General features: G+C 46.1%; 12 protein-coding genes. 4 read left to right on the forward strand and 8 right to left on the reverse strand.

Annotated features, from left to right (window positions below):
- Positions 1–5: 5 nt before the first annotated feature.
- Complete coding sequence (mfd, locus tag GWI56_RS04835; protein ID WP_113940590.1) at positions 6–3,491, forward strand: transcription-repair coupling factor; 3,486 nt, start codon at positions 6–8, stop codon at positions 3,489–3,491.
- Positions 3,491–4,492 carry a peptidoglycan binding protein CsiV gene (locus GWI56_RS04840; RefSeq protein ID WP_198572281.1) on the forward strand — a complete coding sequence of 334 codons (1,002 nt, stop codon included), beginning with the start codon at positions 3,491–3,493 and terminating at the stop codon, positions 4,490–4,492. Before mfd ends, GWI56_RS04840 begins: the two co-directional genes overlap by 1 nt.
- Positions 4,493–4,559: 67 nt before the next feature.
- Here GWI56_RS04840 and GWI56_RS04845 read toward each other — a convergent pair whose 3' ends face one another.
- The 6 genes from GWI56_RS04845 to nagZ all read right to left on the reverse strand — a co-directional run bounded on the left by GWI56_RS04845 (position 4,560) and on the right by nagZ (position 13,805).
- Entirely contained in the window at positions 4,560–4,835 is a 276-nt protein-coding gene (locus GWI56_RS04845; protein WP_028759808.1) for an acylphosphatase, read from the reverse strand.
- Positions 4,836–5,434: 599 nt separating this feature from the next.
- Positions 5,435–7,135, reverse strand: a complete 1,701-nt coding sequence (locus GWI56_RS04850) for a hypothetical protein (RefSeq protein ID WP_198572282.1) — start codon at positions 7,133–7,135, stop codon at positions 5,435–5,437.
- Between the two features lie 10 nt (positions 7,136–7,145).
- The gene (locus GWI56_RS04855; protein WP_198572283.1) at positions 7,146–9,383 is read right to left on the reverse strand and encodes a hypothetical protein; all 2,238 of its coding nucleotides are present in this window, start codon (positions 9,381–9,383) and stop codon (positions 7,146–7,148) included.
- A 545-nt stretch (positions 9,384–9,928) separates the two neighbouring features.
- Positions 9,929–11,389, reverse strand: a complete 1,461-nt coding sequence (locus GWI56_RS04860; RefSeq protein WP_198572284.1) for a restriction endonuclease — start codon at positions 11,387–11,389, stop codon at positions 9,929–9,931.
- Positions 11,390–12,157: 768 nt separating this feature from the next.
- Positions 12,158–12,697, reverse strand: a complete 540-nt coding sequence (ycfP, locus tag GWI56_RS04865) for an alpha/beta hydrolase YcfP (protein WP_198572285.1) — start codon at positions 12,695–12,697, stop codon at positions 12,158–12,160.
- Positions 12,698–12,776: 79 nt separating this feature from the next.
- Entirely contained in the window at positions 12,777–13,805 is a 1,029-nt protein-coding gene (gene nagZ / locus GWI56_RS04870) for a beta-N-acetylhexosaminidase (protein ID WP_198572286.1), read from the reverse strand.
- Positions 13,806–14,190: 385 nt separating this feature from the next.
- Between nagZ and GWI56_RS04875 the strand changes: the two genes are divergently transcribed.
- Positions 14,191–15,567 (forward strand): L-serine ammonia-lyase, encoded by a 1,377-nt coding sequence (locus GWI56_RS04875; RefSeq protein WP_028759794.1) that lies wholly within the window; start codon positions 14,191–14,193, stop codon positions 15,565–15,567.
- Between the two features lie 118 nt (positions 15,568–15,685).
- On the opposite strand, the gene fghA is transcribed toward GWI56_RS04875, so the two are convergent.
- Entirely contained in the window at positions 15,686–16,528 is an 843-nt protein-coding gene (gene fghA, locus GWI56_RS04880) for an S-formylglutathione hydrolase (RefSeq protein WP_028759793.1), read from the reverse strand.
- 139 nt (positions 16,529–16,667) lie between these two features.
- Positions 16,668–17,807, reverse strand: coding sequence for an S-(hydroxymethyl)glutathione dehydrogenase/class III alcohol dehydrogenase (locus GWI56_RS04885; protein WP_006081880.1), 1,140 nt, complete (start codon positions 17,805–17,807; stop codon positions 16,668–16,670).
- Between the two features lie 176 nt (positions 17,808–17,983).
- Between GWI56_RS04885 and GWI56_RS04890 the strand changes: the two genes are divergently transcribed.
- Entirely contained in the window at positions 17,984–18,862 is an 879-nt protein-coding gene (locus tag GWI56_RS04890; protein ID WP_198572287.1) for a LysR family transcriptional regulator, read from the forward strand.
- The last annotated feature ends 7 nt before the right edge of the window (positions 18,863–18,869 follow it).

Consider the following 18,869-nt stretch of genomic DNA (forward strand, 5'->3'; position numbering starts at 1 on the left):
CGCCAATGACTCACATATCAGCCCTAACGCCGCCAGCCGTCAAAAATGGCACTCAAATTCAGACTCTGTCCACCGTGGGCGGCGTTTGCCAAGCCGTTACACTCGCCAATTTAGCGCGTCAACATAAGGGAACGACCTTAGTCGTCACCAGTGACACGCCAAGTGCCTTAAGCTTAGAGTTAGAGCTGAGTTATTTGCTCAGTAAAACAGGCATTAAGGTCAGATTATTCCCTGACCGCGAAACCTTGCCCTACGACAGTTTTTCGCCCCATCAGGATTTAATCTCCCAGCGACTCGAAACGCTATCGCAGCTGTCTCAGATTGAGCAAAATATCGTTATCGTACCCGTCACCACCTTGATGATACGCCTGCCACCTAAGGCCTATTTAAGCGCAAACGTGTTTGTGCTCAAAAAGGGGGATAGCTACAAGTTACACGATGTACGCCAGCATTTAACCGACACTGGCTACCATTCGGTGGAGCAAGTATATGAACATGGCGAGTTTGCCATTCGCGGTTCGATTCTGGATATCTTCCCAACGGGGATGAATATGCCACTGCGCATCGAGCTATTCGATGAAGAAGTGGAAACCATTCGCCATTTTGATCCAGAAACCCAACGCTCATTGCAACCTGTCGACTCAATTCGCCTATTGCCCGCGAAGGAATTCCCAACCGACAGTTCGGCCATCGAAGGTTTTAGGCAAAGATACCGCCGCCGTTTCGAGGTCATAGTCAAAGAGCCGGAATCGGTTTATCAGCTAGTGAGCCGTAACTTGATGCCGGCGGGGATCGAAAACTACCTGCCGCTATTTTTTGATGACACCGCCACCCTATTCGATTACTTGCCCAAGGACACTCAACTCGTCACCTTAGGCGATATCGAAAAGTCGGCGCGTGCGCATCTGCAAGAAGTCGAACATCGCTATCAAGACAGACGCGTCGATCCACTGCGGCCATTACTGGCGCCTAAAGAGCTGTATTTACTCATAGAAGAGTTATTTGCCGCCTTTAAACCGCTGCCACGTTATCAAATGCAAGTGCCAACAGATGGCATTGAAACAACGAAAGCGGTTGTTATTGCCGCCAGTACCCTGCCCGACATCAGCGCCAATCATAAATTAAAGCAACCGCTGCTAGCGCTGCAAGATTATGCCAGCAGCGCCAAACGCATGTTGTTTAGCGCCGAGTCCGAGGGTCGCCGCGAAGCGCTGCTTGAATTACTCGCTAAAATTCAGTTAAAACCTGCACTGTTTAACCATTTTGATGAATTTATTCAAAGTGATGCCAAGTTAGGCCTTATCGTGTCGCCGCTGTCACGCGGTTGTTTGCTGCAGATCAGCGCCAAAGAAAGTATCAGTATCATTTGTGAGACTGAACTCTTCGGCCATCGTATTTCCCAGCAACGTCGCCGTGAAAAACAGCGTCAGATCAGTAATGATGCCCTGATTAAAAACTTGGCCGAACTCAAAGTTGGCCAGCCCATAGTGCATTTAGAGCACGGCGTTGCACTTTATAGGGGCTTAGTCACCCTAGATACGGGTGGACTGGTCGCAGAATACTTACAATTAGAATACGCTGGCGGTGACAAACTGTATGTGCCAGTGTCTTCATTGCATCTCATCAGCCGTTACAGTGTTGGCGCCGATGAAGACGCCCACTTAAATAAACTCGGCAACGAGACGTGGGCTAAAGCCAAGAAAAAGGCGATTGAAAAAATCCGCGACGTCGCAGCCGAGCTGCTCGATGTCTATGCCCGTCGCCAAGCGCGTCCCGGCGAAAGCTGCGCAATTGACGAAGAAGAATACGCTCAATTCGCCCGCGGCTTCCCCTTCGAAGAAACCGTCGATCAAGAAAGCGCCATCATCGCCGTGTTAGCCGATATGCAATCGCCGACCGCAATGGACAGATTAGTCTGTGGCGATGTGGGCTTTGGTAAAACTGAAGTCGCCATGCGCGCCGCCTTTGTGGCCGTCAACGCTGGTAAACAAGTGGTCGTGCTAGTTCCGACCACACTGCTTGCCCAGCAACACTATGAAAACTTTAAAGACAGATTTGCCGACTGGCCCGTGGTCACTGAAGTGATGTCACGCTTTCGCACCGCCAAAGAGCAGACTCAAGTGCTGCAGCAATTGGAAGAAGGCAAAGTAGATATCGTTATCGGTACCCACAAGTTACTCCAATCTGAGGCTAAGTTTGAAAACTTAGGCCTGTTGATTATCGACGAAGAACACAGATTCGGTGTGCGTCAGAAAGAGAAAATCAAAGCACTGCGCGCCAACGTGGATATCTTAACCCTGACCGCAACGCCTATTCCGCGCACCTTAAACATGGCCATGTCGGGCATGCGCGATTTATCGATTATCGCCACCCCGCCCGCCAAACGTTTAGCAGTGAAAACCTTTGTGCGGGAATCGGATCCCGCGACTGTGCGCGAAGCCATTTTGCGGGAAATTCTCCGTGGCGGCCAAGTGTATTACCTGCACAATAATGTTGAAAGTATTGAGAAATGTGCCCAAGGCATTATCGATTTATTGCCTGAAGCGCGAGTCGTCGTTGCCCACGGTCAAATGCGTGAGCGCGATCTAGAACGGGTAATGTCAGACTTTTACCATCAAAGATTCAACGTGTTAGTCTGTACCACTATTATCGAAACCGGTATCGACGTCCCAAGTGCCAACACCATTATTATTGAGCGCGCCGACACCTTTGGTCTGGCGCAGTTACACCAATTGCGTGGCCGCGTCGGGCGATCGCATCATCAGGCCTACGCTTATTTGATGACGCCGCATCCCAAACGTATGACCCCAGATGCGCGCAAACGTTTAGAAGCCATTGATGCTCTTGAAGATCTCGGCGCGGGCTTTATGCTGGCGACCCAAGATTTAGAGATCCGCGGCGCAGGTGAACTCTTGGGCGATGAACAGAGTGGCCATATTTCGAAAATTGGTTTTAGCTTGTACATGGAAATGCTCGAAGCGGCAGTAAAAGCCTTAAAACAAGGCAAAGAACCGTCACTGGCGCAAATGCTCAATCAGCAATGCGAAATTGAACTGCGTATCCCCGCCCTGTTGCCTGAAGCCTATGTGAGCGACGTAAATATTCGTCTGTCGCTCTATAAACGCATCGCAGGTTGCGAAACACAGGCGGCGCTGGATGAGTTAAAAGTCGAATTGATCGACCGTTTTGGCTTATTACCTGAACCGACGCGTAACTTAATGGAAATGACCCTCTATAAACATGAGGCGACTCGCTTAGGTGCGACTAAAATAGAAGTGCACAGTAAAGGTGGCAGCATCGAATTTAGTGATGATCATGTCATAGATCCTGTGTTTATTATTGGATTACTCCAAAGCCAGCCACAAATCTATCGAATGGAAGGACCGAATAAGTTAAAGTTCAGCCTTGCAGCCGAAACCAGTAAAGACAGGCTCGCTTTAGTGAAACTCTTGCTAGAACAATTATCGCAACATCGTCTTGGAGATAAATAGTGTTACGTAAACTCGCGGTCTCTATCGCTACACTCATTGCACTATCACACAGTCAGGTCGTCCAAGCAGAAGCTTGGTTCGAGGTTGAAGTCTATGTGTTTGAACGCCAAAGTCAGTCAAGTGAACAATGGCCTGATGCGCCGAACAAGACGAAAACCGATAACGCAATAGACTTAATCTCCCCCGCTATCGCGCAAGCAATCACGCCGATACCCAGCGCATCTGCGCCTTGCACACTGGTCTTTGATGCCGATGCAAATAGCCACTGCGCTGAAACCTTAAACGGTACCTCGACGTCAGAACCTATGCCTGCTGCGCCTGCGAGTGTGGAATATCGTTACCCGCCGGTGATCCCATCAGAAATCAGCAGCGCACAGATCAGTTATCCTACAGCCAATGGCAACCCAGTATTGTTAACCCGCAGCCAAAGTCAGTTCGCGAGCATTATCAATAGTATTTCCCGCGAACGTGGTACGCGCAGTTTACTGCACATGGCTTGGCAACAACCTATGCGTGGTAAGAGTGGCTCAGTACCCATACGCTTATTTGCGGGTAAAGATTTCTCAGGTACTTATCACTTCGATGGCAGAAAAATCATTAAGCAAGCTCAAGCTGAGCCTATGATTAATGCCGATGGCACACCAATGCTTGCACCTGCTATATCACCGGTATGGGAATTAGATGGCACACTGAATATCTATTTAAGCCACTATTTGTATATTGAAACCGCATTGCACTTGCGCAAAGAAGGCAGAAAATTAATGCCAGCCGTACCCAGTGATGCGGCCGATACTAGCGCAACACTCACGGCGCCCAAAGTCATGACACCATTTTTAATGTCTGTGCCTTTGGAGCAAAACCGCCGTGTGAAGAGTGAAGAAATCCATTATTTAGATCATCCCGAAATGGGTATGGTGATCCAAATCCGCAAGATGGCGCAACCCAGTGCAATGCAAAATAATCAGAATGCCGAATCAATACAGACTGTTGGCCAATACTGAACAAACGCACAACCCGCACAATTCTTAAGTTAAAACGGTGCAGTTAAGTTAACACTGTACGTTTAAATTAAGACTGAACGATGGAGAAATCGAGGTAGATATCATCAGCCTCGTCTTCTCCTACCGTTACGGTTAATCCCTCAGTGCAAGGCACACCTACTTCGCACCAAGCAATTAAAGCATTAACAGCAATGTCACTGCCTTGGGCGAGTACTTCAACACTGCCATCGCGGCAATTGGTTACATATCCTGTCACGCCAAGGGCTCTGGCCTTAGTCAAGGTCGCATGACGGCAACCAACACCTTGCACTTTTCCCGTCAAATTAATTAATACTCGTTTCATCTCACGCTCCTTTTTCACGGAACCTTGTTATAGAAATAAGCATAGCCGCAATTATCCAAAGGCTAAGTGTTAACCTATGGATTTGTAGAGCAAAAAACAAACAATATTTAAATTTAGGCAAAAAAAAACAGCTAACAAGACTGCTGCTAGCTGTGTCGGGCGACATACGCAAAGGGATATCCAATAAATGGACAAATAAAACAGCAACTCTGTATCATTTTGTTACAAAATAGCAAGGGTCGCTACTTTACACAATAAATAATTATTTTCAAGAGTTTGAAAAGTAAAACTATCCATCCCGAATGAATATAATGCTTTTAGCTGAAAATCAGCTCGTACACCCATCTGCATTGTTCATGTTTAAAAACACCCCCCTGTGATAGCCAAAGAAGTATAAAGGCGTGTTGACGTTTAACGCTGAGATTGTGTTTGTTCTGGCAAGTTAGTAAACACGAAACGAGGGGTTGAGAAGTCCCCTCTAATGACAAGCGGCGCGTATGCCTGACGATAAAGCAAGGCAAGCAAACTAGATGCAAAAAAGCAAAAAACCGACCTAATTAGCCGGTTTTTGCTTGATTGTGTGGTTAGGTGATGAAGTGCTACTCGCTGATCATCTGACCATTTTGATAGCGATACTCGGATGAGGGTTCACCATTAAAGTAGTACACCGACCTCCCGTGCAGTTGATTATCAAGATACTCATCACTTTGCAGCAGGCTGCCATCTTCGTTAAAACTATAGCCTTTGCCTTGCAATTGACCTTGATCATCATACTGGGCCTGCCCTAATAAATGGCCATTGGCGGAAAAGGCTTGCCAGTGACCCACTTCGTGTCCTGCTTTATAGTTGCCATGCCAGAGCTTAACCATGCTGTAGCTGCTTTCATCTTGCAGCAGCCATTGGCCTTCGCGCTGACCGTTAACATACTGACCTTGGGCTTGCAGTTGTTTATCAAAGCCACGCAGTAAATACGCGCCATGTAACTTAGCGTTTTTATAAAACTCTCGGCGCATTATCGTGCCATCGGCTGCGATTTCTGTTTGTTCACCACTCAGCTCACCTTGTTGGTTAAACTGCTCATTGCGCGTCGTATCCACGTTTTTTGTGACCCACTTGCCGGACTTTAACCCTAAGTGATATTGGCCGATGACAAAGCCGCCGTCCTCGTCCTTGTCTTCTCGATATGCACCGTGCATTTGACCTTTGCGGTAGTTTATCCGCCTGATATAACCATTCCAGCCTGCACCGATATACAAGCCATCGTATCGCCCCTTGAGTTGTTCATCACGTTCAATCAGCTCACCTGCTGCATCAAAACGTTGACGTAAGCTCCAGTCTTTTGCAGTATCTTGCTGATATTGATAAGTTAACTTTCCCGCAGAATCGAAGCGCTGTTCAGTGCTAGTCTGACCTTTAGCAAGGTATTGCGTGTCGGTTTGGGTCGCAACATTACCGGCATTATCATAGGTAATATGTTGAATTTCACGACCATCCTTATCATACTTTTGCAGCTCTGCTAACCGCCCTTGTTCATCAAAACGCTGCTGGTTTCCCACCTGTTTATCATGCTCATAGTGTTTAATCTCTTGCAGCACATCGGCAGCTCGGTAAATCAACACTTCGCCGTGTATTTTCCCCTTAAGATAAAACTCTTTAGTGTATAACCAGCCTTCTTTTGTCCAATACAGTCTCTCGCCTTCTCTTTTCCCCGCCACCATATTAACGGTTTGCTCCGGCTGACCATTGTTATGAAAGCTTTCATATAGCCCTTCCATACCGTTAGCGCCGTAGGTTACGCGTGTTTGCAACTGGCCATTGTTAAAATAACTTTGCGATAATCCTAATTCAGCACCATTCACACGATGCTGAAGCTCCCTTAATTGACCATTAGTATGGTAACTTTTCTGATCTCCATGCAACTGGCCATGCTGGTAGTGGTACTCTCCCGAGAGCGCTCCGTCTTCCCAATAATGCAGATGCGTGCCTTGATAACGCCCTTGTGCATCGCTACTGCCCTTGCGAGACAATTGACCATCGGGATAGAAAAACTCGAAATCACCAACGATAAAACTCTCGGCTAAATTGGAACTGTTGACGCTGCCCTTAAAAACGGGTTTATCCGTCTCCAGATAAAAGAGTTGTAGCGGCCACACGCCATCTTTCTCTGTTGGTGCTTGCTCCTGATAATAAATGGCTTCACCAGGCACATCGCTAAGCCGCCATAGTTCGTCGAGTAAAATTCGCTCAGCCGACAGATTAAACGACATAAGTAGCGCAGATAATAGTAATAAGACTCTCATATTCTGCTCCTTAAGGTAACGCAGGGAATGTATTAACCCACTGTTTATTGACCGGTTCACCGCTTATCGTCAGCTGTTCTATCTGTGCTGCGCGCCCCGCCAGTACAAACCAGCGTTCCTCACGTAATACTTGCTGCAACGGACGCTGATAAAAATCACTGCTGTCACCTTGAATAGCAGGAGCTAGCTGTAAATTTTGCGCATTTAAAAAACGATAGCGCCGCATAAAGTCGGCCACGGTTTGATGGATATCAACATTCGGCAACTGAGTGATATCAATCAACCAGCTTTGCTCGGGTTGATACGCTAGCGCTTGCCATTTGGGCGTACCGGTACAGGCCAAAGTGCTGCTGACATTGATGTCGTAAAAATTGCGGCGGATCCCATCGGTGCTAGTCAGTTGGTACAGCACAAACTTATCCAGCCCTCCACCAAAACCCGTGTTGTTAGTGCTTGTGTTTGTCCATTGCAGTGTGTGCTCGTTGACCTTAGGTGCATCGACAACACTGAGCGTGCACACTGCTGCTTGCTCGGAAGTTAACAGCAAACTGACGCCGTATTTGGCCACGACTTGCGGCTCAAGTAAGGCGGGGTCTTCAGGTGCAGTAACTTGCGGCTGATTAACATAGGACGCATACATATCATCACTAAAAAGCAGCTGTTGCTGCGCCGGCGGATAGGCGACATTTTGCGCGTAATCTTGAGTCGGAATAAAACGAATGTTCTTAGTCAGTTCACCACTGTCAACCACAGTATTCACATAGAGTGTCAGCGTGGGCGGCGCTGCGGGAAAGGTAAACTGTGTGATCGATTCATATTGTGCCGCTGAGGCCAACGCCATCATATTTTGCTCTGCCGGGGTTAACCAATCCGGCCCAGTGGGCGGCGGTGAAAGATATTTCACCATAGCGCCTTCGGCACCGTCAAAGCGCCGGTATAACAAAGATTTGTCAGTGCTGCCTCGCGATTTCAGCAAATAACTGAATGGTTTATCTGGGATTGGCGAGAGTTCCAGCTGTATATCTTCATATTGCAAGGCCACAGTTTTGCTGGGATCGGGGGTCAGGTTAAGTTTGACTAATTTCGCGCCGCGATAATGGGCAGTCGCGCGAAACTCAGCAACCAGAGCTAAGAGGTCATTCGGCGCATTCCAACCGATAAGCAAATTCTGCTGCTCAGACTGATGGAAACCATCCTGTTCTGAATAACTATAACTACCTACCTTGCTCAATTGCAGCGGCAGTACTGTGCCATCCGCACTGTGTGCTGTGATATCGGTTAAGCTAAACCCGCCTTCGGGTTTAAAACCTGAAAAGTCATACTGATAAGTCAGCTTTAATAAATCATCTTGCTGGTAAAAGTAGCCCGCATCATAGGCAAATACAGCATCTTGGGTTAAGGTCTTATTGACGTTATCCAACACAACGTCAGGTTGTTTTTGATACTCAAATACTGGGAAATCATAAAAACCTAAATACTGCGTCAGATCGCCCAACTGGCGCTCCTGCGGCAACATAATAACGTTGCTGCGCACTGTGCCCTTATAGCCGTAGCGCTCAAACGGCGCTTCCGCCACTAAGGCTAACTGCGCTAACCAACCCCGCTCACGTTCTAACATCAACTGACCGTATATTTTGGCTTGCTCGCCGCCACTTTCAACTTTGGCTAACACATGAGTATCAGTGACTTGCAATACAGTAAGCTTGGCATTGGCGTGGCCTTGATAGGCAGGAAGCGCGACGACCGCCCCCGCTTTGGCGGGTATGGTGCTAAGAAAGGCCGATGAGCTAAAGAGCTTTTTCAGTTCCTGCTCAAGCTCTGCGCCGCGTTCAGCCAACAGCGCCTGCCATACAGGTTTGTTCAGTGCACTGAATTCTTTAATGCTGCCATCGTCTAGATTTAAAGAAAATTCAAACCCCTGCGAGAAAATAGCGTGCATTTCTGGATTACGATCGGCCCGCTGGCTACTACTGACGCCGCTCCCTTGGCCATCGCGCATGTTCATATAATCGACATGCACTTGAAACCGACTGTTTTTGCCTGTTTCGAGGACCTTATAACGCAGCAATTGATGTGACGTGGCGTTAACCGTTTCGGTACGCTGACCATTGTCTACAGTGATGTTAGTGGTGCTATACAGCTGATACGAGCGCTCTTCCCCTTTTTCAGGTGTAAACTCAACATCAGCATCCCCAAAAGAACAGGCCGATAATAAACAGCATGCAACTACGCTAACCAAGTACTTCATGGTTATTCCTTGTATCTCAAACAAATAGTAAGCGCCGCATTATGCCCTTTCATACACAGTAAATAAAATGCTTTGGCTATTTTGCCTGTCCAGCGCAACACCTTAATGCACGACTAAAATATCCTTTTAGATAGTCGCAGGTACAGCAATGCTAATCTCAGGCAAGTTCTTAATGACGAATTACAACATAAAGAACTGATGCGCAAAGCTAGTTCTGCTGTATTAATTGTCATTATTTACCCAGTGACTCGCCGTATTTTTATTTAATATGAAGTATCCCTATCGGCTCGACGGTAACATCTGCAGCACACGGTCACTGTTGCAGCAATGCCAATCTTAACTATCCCTCTAGCTGTTTGTTCAGTTAAAAAGCTCTTGCCCCATTACGAGTTTCAAAGTTTTTGTGTTAACCGAAGTAAGCTGATTTTTCCTTATTAGAGCTAGGGATTGAGTTTGAATTAAGAACAAGCCCAAAACTAGAAAAACCACTAAAAGGAAGCCATTTCACTATACCACTTCACTCATAGTAATTCCGATGTATAACATTACTTTTCTTTCAGGCTATCAAAAGTCTCTTTGATTTTCGGGATCATTTCTTTATCACTAAAAATCTCTGAACTTTTAATGATTATGGTTTTCTCTGATTCTAATAGCTCTATTATCTCAGATTCAATCTTGTGCATTACAGGATCTAATATAATTAAGTCCCTTTCCACTCTGCTTCTAACATCCGAAATAGTGGTAAAACCCTCATGCATTTTAGGAAATAACACGTTAACTTTAAAATTTTTCTCCTCTTTGGTTCCTTCTATTAAAGAATAATCACCACACATAAAACGTTCACTCGAATCTAGTAAATATTTTAAAACTTCACCAATCAACTGGTCTTTAGTTGCATAATGTTCAGGATAATACTTCTTATGCAATTTTTCTGGAAGCGTCCCACCAACTAGTGAACGACTACAACGTCGAGAAAGGTACATAGTAACAACGTTTACGCTAAATGGATGGATTATATTATTGAGTAATAGCTTATTTGTGACCTCCTTGAGAGTAAGTTCCGTTATTTTACTGCTCAAATAATTAAATAGCTTTTTGTTCATAAACAATGAAACATTGGACATAAGTTGGAATAACTCACCAAACTCATCATTTTTAAGAGACTTGAGGAACTCTATGTCGTAGCCATATAAGTCAAATGTCCCAAAATTAGTTCTCTTTTCTGAACCAATAGACTTTATTCGTTTTTGTAAATGCTTTATGTCTATATCAGATTGATCAGCAAAACCATATCCCTCTAAAATTCTTTCCATATCTTCTTTGAAAGCATCTCTGTCAATGACTTGTATCACATCAAAAAAGTTCTGGAGTATATTTGGTTTACATTGAATACGATAAGATAAATCTACTTGGTCATATACTTCGACTGTTGTTAGCTTTAATAAGGATTCAATTGCTTCATATGGTTCTTCGCCTACGTAGTCTTCAAATGACGCATATTCATCGACAACTGCCTTTATGTAACCTCTAACTTTACCCTCTTTAATATCGTTTAATATTTCCTTACTAAACTGATTGATTAGCTTGGCTGCAGGTTCAGTAAGTGATTTAGATACGTAAAAAAGATATTTGACCTTATTCCCGCTAAAAAGACTTTCATCAATGGTTAGATGCAAAAGAAACTTTATTAACTCTTTCAAAAGTGCAGGTCTAGTTATATTAGATTTGTATTTCTTACACTGAACAACAGCAACAACTTCATCATTAGAGTAAATTACGCAGTCTCTACCTCTTTCTCCGACACCTTGCATGAGAGATATGTTGTCATATCCATTATGCTCATTATCAGTTATTTCTTCTTTAATTAATTGATAGGTAAGTATTTCGAAGTCTCTATCGCTTAGCTCACATAGTGGCAAATCTCGGCTGCTTGCATTCATTGCATGTGGTCGATATCTTGATTCAATTTCATTATCGATTTGTTCATCACTAACGGTGTTATACATTTGAATTCTCTTTGTTATGTAAGTTTGCTAACAGCGCTTAGAAGTATTGACCAATGGTTAACCCAGCTCATGTAACGGGCTTAATCAGGGGGAGATCGTTGATTCCTTGATGGTTAAGCTCCTCATCATAGAATACCATATAGTGACCGATTTCAAGTGCTGCTGCACAAGGTGAAGCTGTAGTGGTGGTTTAAAACTGGTCGCTAGTTTGTTGGTGAATTGAATGTTTTGTCATAGCTGTAGTTATCCAAGAACTCACAGCCTGTGGGAATTCGTAACTAGCTTTTGTCTAATTGAGTAGTGCCTACAATCGTTAAGATTAGTTCTAGTCTTTAAAACCTAGAGGTTACGCATGCGCTCGAAAGGCGAGCCATGGTGATTGGCGAGACGACCGTCCGCCCTATGGACGGGGCGGTCGAGCATCCACGGACGGACTGGCTGCGTGTCGGTGAGTCAATGCCATGGCAAGCCTATATGCGTAGATATCCGCCAACGCTAATCCCCTAAAAACAAAACCAAAAGTCGCAGTCACCCAAGACTACTTTCCTACACATTTAAGTCCAAAACCAATACAGTCGATTTTATAATCTAGAGCCCTCAATATGCCCTACTGAAATATATACCCATAGTCACACTCATATTCAGAGTCGCAATGTGCGCCACATGAAGTATTAAAGCCAAACCATAAGGCGAAATAGCCGATGAGATAAATCCACTCCCCTCTTAAATATAAAAAGAGGAGTGATACTTTTATTCAATCGATATAAATCAAGCCAACTTAAAGGCTTTTATTTTGGGCAGATGGGCAGCGAGCTGGGGGAATTTGTGGGGCTGAACGTCATCCCAATCAATCGAATAATAGGCGCTTAATTCACTGGCGAGTTGCTGATTATCGAACATCTCATCATTCACAGAAAATATGCACATGGCCTTGTGGGTATTCTTTTCGCGAAATTGCGACACGCACTTATTGGCAATATCGGCATATTCTTCTGGGCGATCAATCTTGCCCTGCATATTATTTTCTGGGTGCAAATTAGGATTAATAAGTACTGATTTAAGACCATTCAAAAATCCAATCCGTTCGGCCCAATAAGCGCCGAGTCCCACGCCAACAATTAACGGCGCGGGATCGTCGCAATGCTGCATTTGCTTAGCGACTTCCTTGAGCAAGTGTTGCATGTCGTGCTTAGGGTGCAAAGTGCTGTAACTGATCAAACGCACATCAGGGTCAATAAATTGCAACTGACGCATTTTTTCGTGATTACCTGGGCTAGTAGCATCAAATCCATGAAGATAGAAAATCATATCAAGGCCTTTTAATCATTTTTGATTACAGTGAATTAACTAACCCTAGCAAAAGAGTGATCTCACACCTTGCGCTACATCAAACTTTCGCCTGTTGAGCCAAACAAATTTGCTCGGCAAGCTGCTTGGCATTTTCCCAACGAGCCGTATTATCGAGCGCCGCTGCCGTTTGCGAGGCATTGGGTTTAAGTAAACTCGCAGGATACTGTGGCGCGCTCGCAGGCCAAGTAAAGCCATCGAGTAGCGACATTACGCCCGCATTGTCATTACACACTAAAATCATGTCGCAACCTGCGGCTAAGGCGGCGCTGGCCCTTGCACGGTAATCGCCCGCAAATCCTGCACCTTGCATGCCGAGATCGTCAGAGAAAATCACCCCGTTAAAGCCAAGTCCTTTACGCAGCACTTGTTTTAACCAGTATTCAGAGAAGCCCGCAGAGTTAGGGTCGACTTTAGGGTAAACCACGTGCGCGGGCATCACGCCTAATAACTTTTCTTTTGCGATCAATTCTTTAAACGGCAGGATATCCTTTGCAAAAATGGCCTCGGCATCACGTTCATCAATGGGTTTCTCGTAGTGCGAATCCGCCACTACACTGCCGTGCCCGGGGAAATGTTTACCCACGGCGCCCATGCCAGCTGCGGCCATGCCAGCAATAAAGCTTTCGGCCAATGTAATAACCTCGGCGGGCTCTGGGCTAAAGCTGCGTTTACCTATGACTTGGCTCACGCCGTTTAAGTCCAATACGGGCGCGAAACTTAAGTCGATATCGCAAGCCAGTAATTCGATTGCCATCAAGAAACCGAGCTCACAGGCCCAACGCTTGGCCAATACCATATCACCCTTTGCTGCGGGGAGAATGTCGCCCATGGCGGGAATAATGGTAAAGCCATCACGGAAACGTTGTACTCGGCCCCCCTCATGATCGACGGCGATTAATATTTCTGGGCGGATTTGGCGTATCTGTTGTACCAGACGGATCAACTGATCACGGCTCGAAAAATTACGGGAAAATAGGATTAAACCACCCACCTGTGGATGGCGTAGCATCTCAGATTCAGCCTCACTGACGTCCAACGACAGTAAATCCAACATTAAATAGCTCATACTTCTCCCTAAAAATATTCATTAATACTCAAAAAATAACCACTCAAGCCATAAGTAGTCCACGCTCACAAAAAAGCTAAAAAAAGCGAGCCACCTACTCTTGTAGCGCTGTCGAAGCCTGTATTCTTGACCATAAAATGGCCTGTAAAAAAGTCCCAATTAAGTTCAGCTTATCCGAACTATTACGAATAAAAAAAACTAATGTGAATTGTCACACTAATCTATGGGATACTGGCGTTAGAGTATCACACAAGCAGATTTCGCATGAAAGAACGCCGCCACTGACCAGAGTACACGCGCAAGATTAGCGTGCTTCAATCTGCAGAGCGAGCAATCCCATGCACTCAGACTAAAATAATAAACAAGACACAACAGGACTTCTATCATGATTAGCGTATTTGACATGTTCAAGATCGGCATAGGTCCATCGAGTTCACATACCGTCGGCCCAATGAAAGCGGGCAAAATTTTTATGCAAAACCTGACTGACTCAGGACTCGTGACCCAGATTGATGAATTAAGAGCCGAACTCTTTGGCTCCCTCGGCCAAACAGGCAAAGGCCACGGCACGGGCAAAGCAGTGATTTTAGGCTTAATGGGCGAAGATCCCGAAACCGTGGACACTGACAGTATCGACGGTATTTTAGAACACGTCTCCAAGGACGAAACCTTAACTCTACACTGTGGCAAAGTAGTTAAGTTTACCCGTGAGCAAGGCATTACCTATCACAGACGCAAAACGCTACCTGCACATGCTAACGCCATGACCTTGTACGCTTACTGTAAAGGAGAATGCATTTTTGATCGCACTTACTACTCAGTGGGTGGCGGCTTTATTTTAGATGAAGATGAAATTAGCCAACGTAATGCATCGCCAGCCTCACAAATTGAATCGGCTCCTTTTGATTTTGTGAGTGCGGCTCATTTACTGGAATTATGCGGCGAGCAAGGTCTCAGCATTTCTTCTTTAATGATGGCGAACGAACTGAGTTTAGCCACTGAAGATGAAGTCAAAGCCAAGCTGTGGAATATTTGGCAGACGATGAAAACCTGTATCGAACGCGGTTATCAGAAGGAAGGTATTTTACCTGGCGGCCTAAAACTGCGTCGTCGTGCTCCTGCACTGTACCGTCGTTTGAAAGCCGAAGGCCGTAACAATGTCGATCCATTAACCGCTATGGATTGGGTTGATTTATTCGCCCTGTCGGTCAACGAGCAAAATGCGGCCGGTGATCGCGTCGTCACTGCGCCAACAAACGGTGCTGCGGGAATTATTCCTGCCGTTTTATGCTATTACGATACCTTCGTACAAGAAGTGGATATCGATGTCTGCGCCCGTTATTTATTAACTGCCGCTGCAATTGGTATTTTGTACAAGAAAAATGCCTCAATTTCGGGCGCCGAAGTCGGTTGCCAAGGTGAAGTGGGCGTGGCCTGTTCTATGGCCGCTGGCGCACTGACTGAAATCATGGGCGGTACGGTTGAGCACGTTGAAAACGCGGCTGAAATCGGCATGGAACATAACTTAGGTCTAACCTGCGATCCTGTGGGCGGCCTAGTGCAAGTGCCTTGTATCGAACGTAATGCCATGGGCGCGATTAAAGCGATTAACGCCTCTCGTATGGCCCTGCGTGGCGACGGTAACCATAAGGTTTCACTGGATAAAGTGATCAAAACCATGATGGACACCGGCAGAGATATGCGCAGCAAATACAAAGAAACCGCCAAAGGTGGTTTAGCAGTCAACATTGTTGAGTGCTAAGTGCTGAGTGTTAATTCACTCTCGTTAATCGCTTAAATCGCACCATAAAAAATGCCGCAACTCAGTGAGTTGCGGCATTTTTGTTTTAGCGCATCGACGTGACTGCCGAATCGGCTATTTATGGCTTAAAGTACAAGCTATGGAACTTAAGGTGCTCTTCAATAAAGCTCGCGATGAAGTAGTAGCTGTGATCGTACCCCGCTTGCATCCGCACATCCAAGGGATAACCCTTGGTATGGGCGATATCCACCAGCGATTGTGGCATCAATTGGGTGTCTAAAAAGCTGTCAGCTTCACCTTGGTCAATCAGTACTGGCACTTCGCTAATCGCGAGCTTAAGCAACTCGCAGGCATCATACTGGCGCCAATGTTCACGATTTTCACCTAAATACTCACTAAAGGCTTTAATGCCCCAAGGTGCATTACTTGGATTCGAAATCGGGCTAAAGGCCGAAATTGAGCTATATCTGTGTGGATTACTCAGACCAATCACCAAAGCACCATGACCGCCCATTGAATGGCCGGAGATAGCGCGCTGGGTAGTGACAGGAAAATGCGCTTCAATCAAGGTAGGCAGCTCATGGACTATGTAATCGTACATTTTGTAATGACGATTCCAAGGTGCTTTTGTCGCATTGAGGTAAAAACCCGCGCCTAAGCCTAAATCGTAAGCTTTATCCGCCGCATCGGGCACATCGTCACCGCGAGGACTGGTATCAGGGGCGACAATCGCCATCCCAAGTACCGCTGCCATGCGCTGTGCACCCGCCTTCTGCATAAAGTTTTCATCGGTACAGGTTAGACCTGAAAGCCAATACAGCACAGGCACAGGTTTATTCACCGCCTCAGGCGGCAGATAAATCGCAAAGCGCATCTCGCAGTTTAACGACTGAGATTGATGGCGATATTGCTTATGCCAACCGCCGAAACTCTTGTTACAACTGATATTTTCTATGGTCATACAAGTCCTTTTAGCTCAATCTGTTAGCGCTTGTCTTAGCGTTAATCATCTGATCAATTGGCAACACAGCAGACAGATTTGCACCTGTCTGCTGGTTTGTCACATCAAGCTGAAGCATCAACTTAGCGTGCAAAATCGCTTATTTATCAAAATGGATCACGCTACGGATGCTCTTACCTTCGTGCATCAGCTCGAATGCTTCATTGATTTGCTCAAGTCCCATAGTATGGGTGATAAAATCATCGAGCTTAAATTCGCCCGCCATGTAACGCTCAACAATGTGTGGCAGTTCAGAACGCCCTTTCACACCGCCAAAGGCAGAACCGCGCCATACTCGGCCAGTAACTAATTGGAATGGACGGGTTGAAATCTCTTGACCAGCACCGGCAACACCTATGATCACCGACTCACCCCACCCTTTATGACAACACTCTAAGGCGCTGCGCATCACGTTGACGTTGCCGATACACTCGAATGAGTAATCCACGCCGCCATCGGTCATTTCAACGATCACCTCTTGGATGGGCTTATCCAATAATTTTGGGTTGATGCAATCGGTCGCGCCGAGTTTTTTGGCTAACTCAAACTTAGACTCGTTGATATCAATGGCGATAATGCGGCTGGCTTTTGCCATCGTCGCACCAATGATCGCCGATAAACCGATACCGCCGAGGCCGAAAATCGCCACGGTTGCGCCTTCTTCCACTTTGGCCGTGTTCATCACAGCGCCCATGCCTGTGGTTACGCCGCAACCTAACAGACAAATTTCTTCTAATGGCGCGCTCTTATTGACTTTAGCCAATGAGATTTCAGGCAGCACGGTATATTCAGAGAAGGTCGAGCAGCCCATGTAATGGAAAATAGGCTTGCCATCGAGATAAAAACGCGTGGTGCCATCGGGCATTAAGCCCTTACCTTGAGTCGCACGAATTTTTTGGCACAGGTTAGTCTTGCCCGATAGGCAGAACTTACACTCGCCGCACTCAGGAGTATAAAGTGGGATCACATGATCGCCCACTTGCACGCTCGTCACACCCTCGCCCACTTGCTCAACGATACCGCCGCCTTCGTGGCCTAGAATCGCTGGGAATACGCCTTCTGGATCATCACCGCTCAGGGTAAAGGCATCCGTGTGACACACGCCCGTAGCCACAATGCGCACTAAGACTTCGCCCGCTTTAGGTAACATCACATCCACTTCTTCAATCTTAAGTGGTTGTCCTGGCCCCCAAGCAACAGCGGCCTTTGATTTAATAAACTGCGGTTTTTCGTTCGACATTGTTACGTCCCTTGAATAGGTAATAGGAGTAAGTCATTGGTGTATCATAAATTCAATTCAGGCCAAGCAAATTCTTGCGCCCATTGCACTGATGCTACTGAATAGGAGGATTGTATTTGTTTCTCAGCGAGAGACAATCTAGTATTCAAGCAATTCATTTTTACTGAGTAACAACAATGTATCTCTGGGATGGCATTTCTGAATTTGTCGCAGTGGCCGAGGCCGAAAGTTTTACCCTAGCAGCGCAGCGGCTGAATATCTCCACCGCCCACGTTAGCCGCCAAGTGAGCACCTTAGAAAATCGCCTTGGCACAAAACTCTTTTACCGCACCACCCGCAAAGTGTCGTTAACCGAAGAAGGCACGATTTACTATCGTCATTGCCGCCAATTACAAACTGGGTTAGAAGAAGCCGAGCGCGCCATCTCAAACCTAAAGGACTCACCCCAAGGCTTAGTCAAACTCACGGCGCCCGTCGCCTATGGCGAAAAATTTATCATGCCGTTGCTCAATGATTTTATGGTGCAATATCCCAGCGTTGAATTTAGCGTCGACCTAACTAATCGCACCTTAGACTTGATTGAAGGCGGTTATGATCTGGCCATTCGCCTCGGAAAACTCGCCGATTCGAGTCTGATGGCCAAACCGCTCAGCAGTCGCACTCACTATGTCGCCGCCTCACCAAGCTATGTGGAAAAATACGGTCAGCCCCATACCTTATCTGAACTTAGCCAGCACAATTGTTTGATCGGTAATCATAATTACTGGCGCTTTGTCGAAAATGGCCGCGAGCGCAATATTAAAGTCCGCGGTAATCTCAATTGTAACAGCGGCTACGCATTAAGGGATGCGGCACTAAAAGGCATAGGGATAGTTCAACTGCCTGATTATTATATTGAAGAAGATATTCAAGCCGGACGGTTGCTCTCCTTCCTTGACAGTCACCGCGAAGCCAAAGAAGGCATTTGGGCACTCTATCCGCAAAATCGCCACCTGTCGGCCAAGATCCGCGTATTGGTCGATTATCTTGCCGAAAAACTCATCGAACAGGATTAAATACTGT

The sequence above is a fragment of the Shewanella sp. DW31 genome (assembly GCF_015767295.1).
GTDB lineage: Bacteria > Pseudomonadota > Gammaproteobacteria > Enterobacterales > Shewanellaceae > Shewanella > Shewanella oncorhynchi.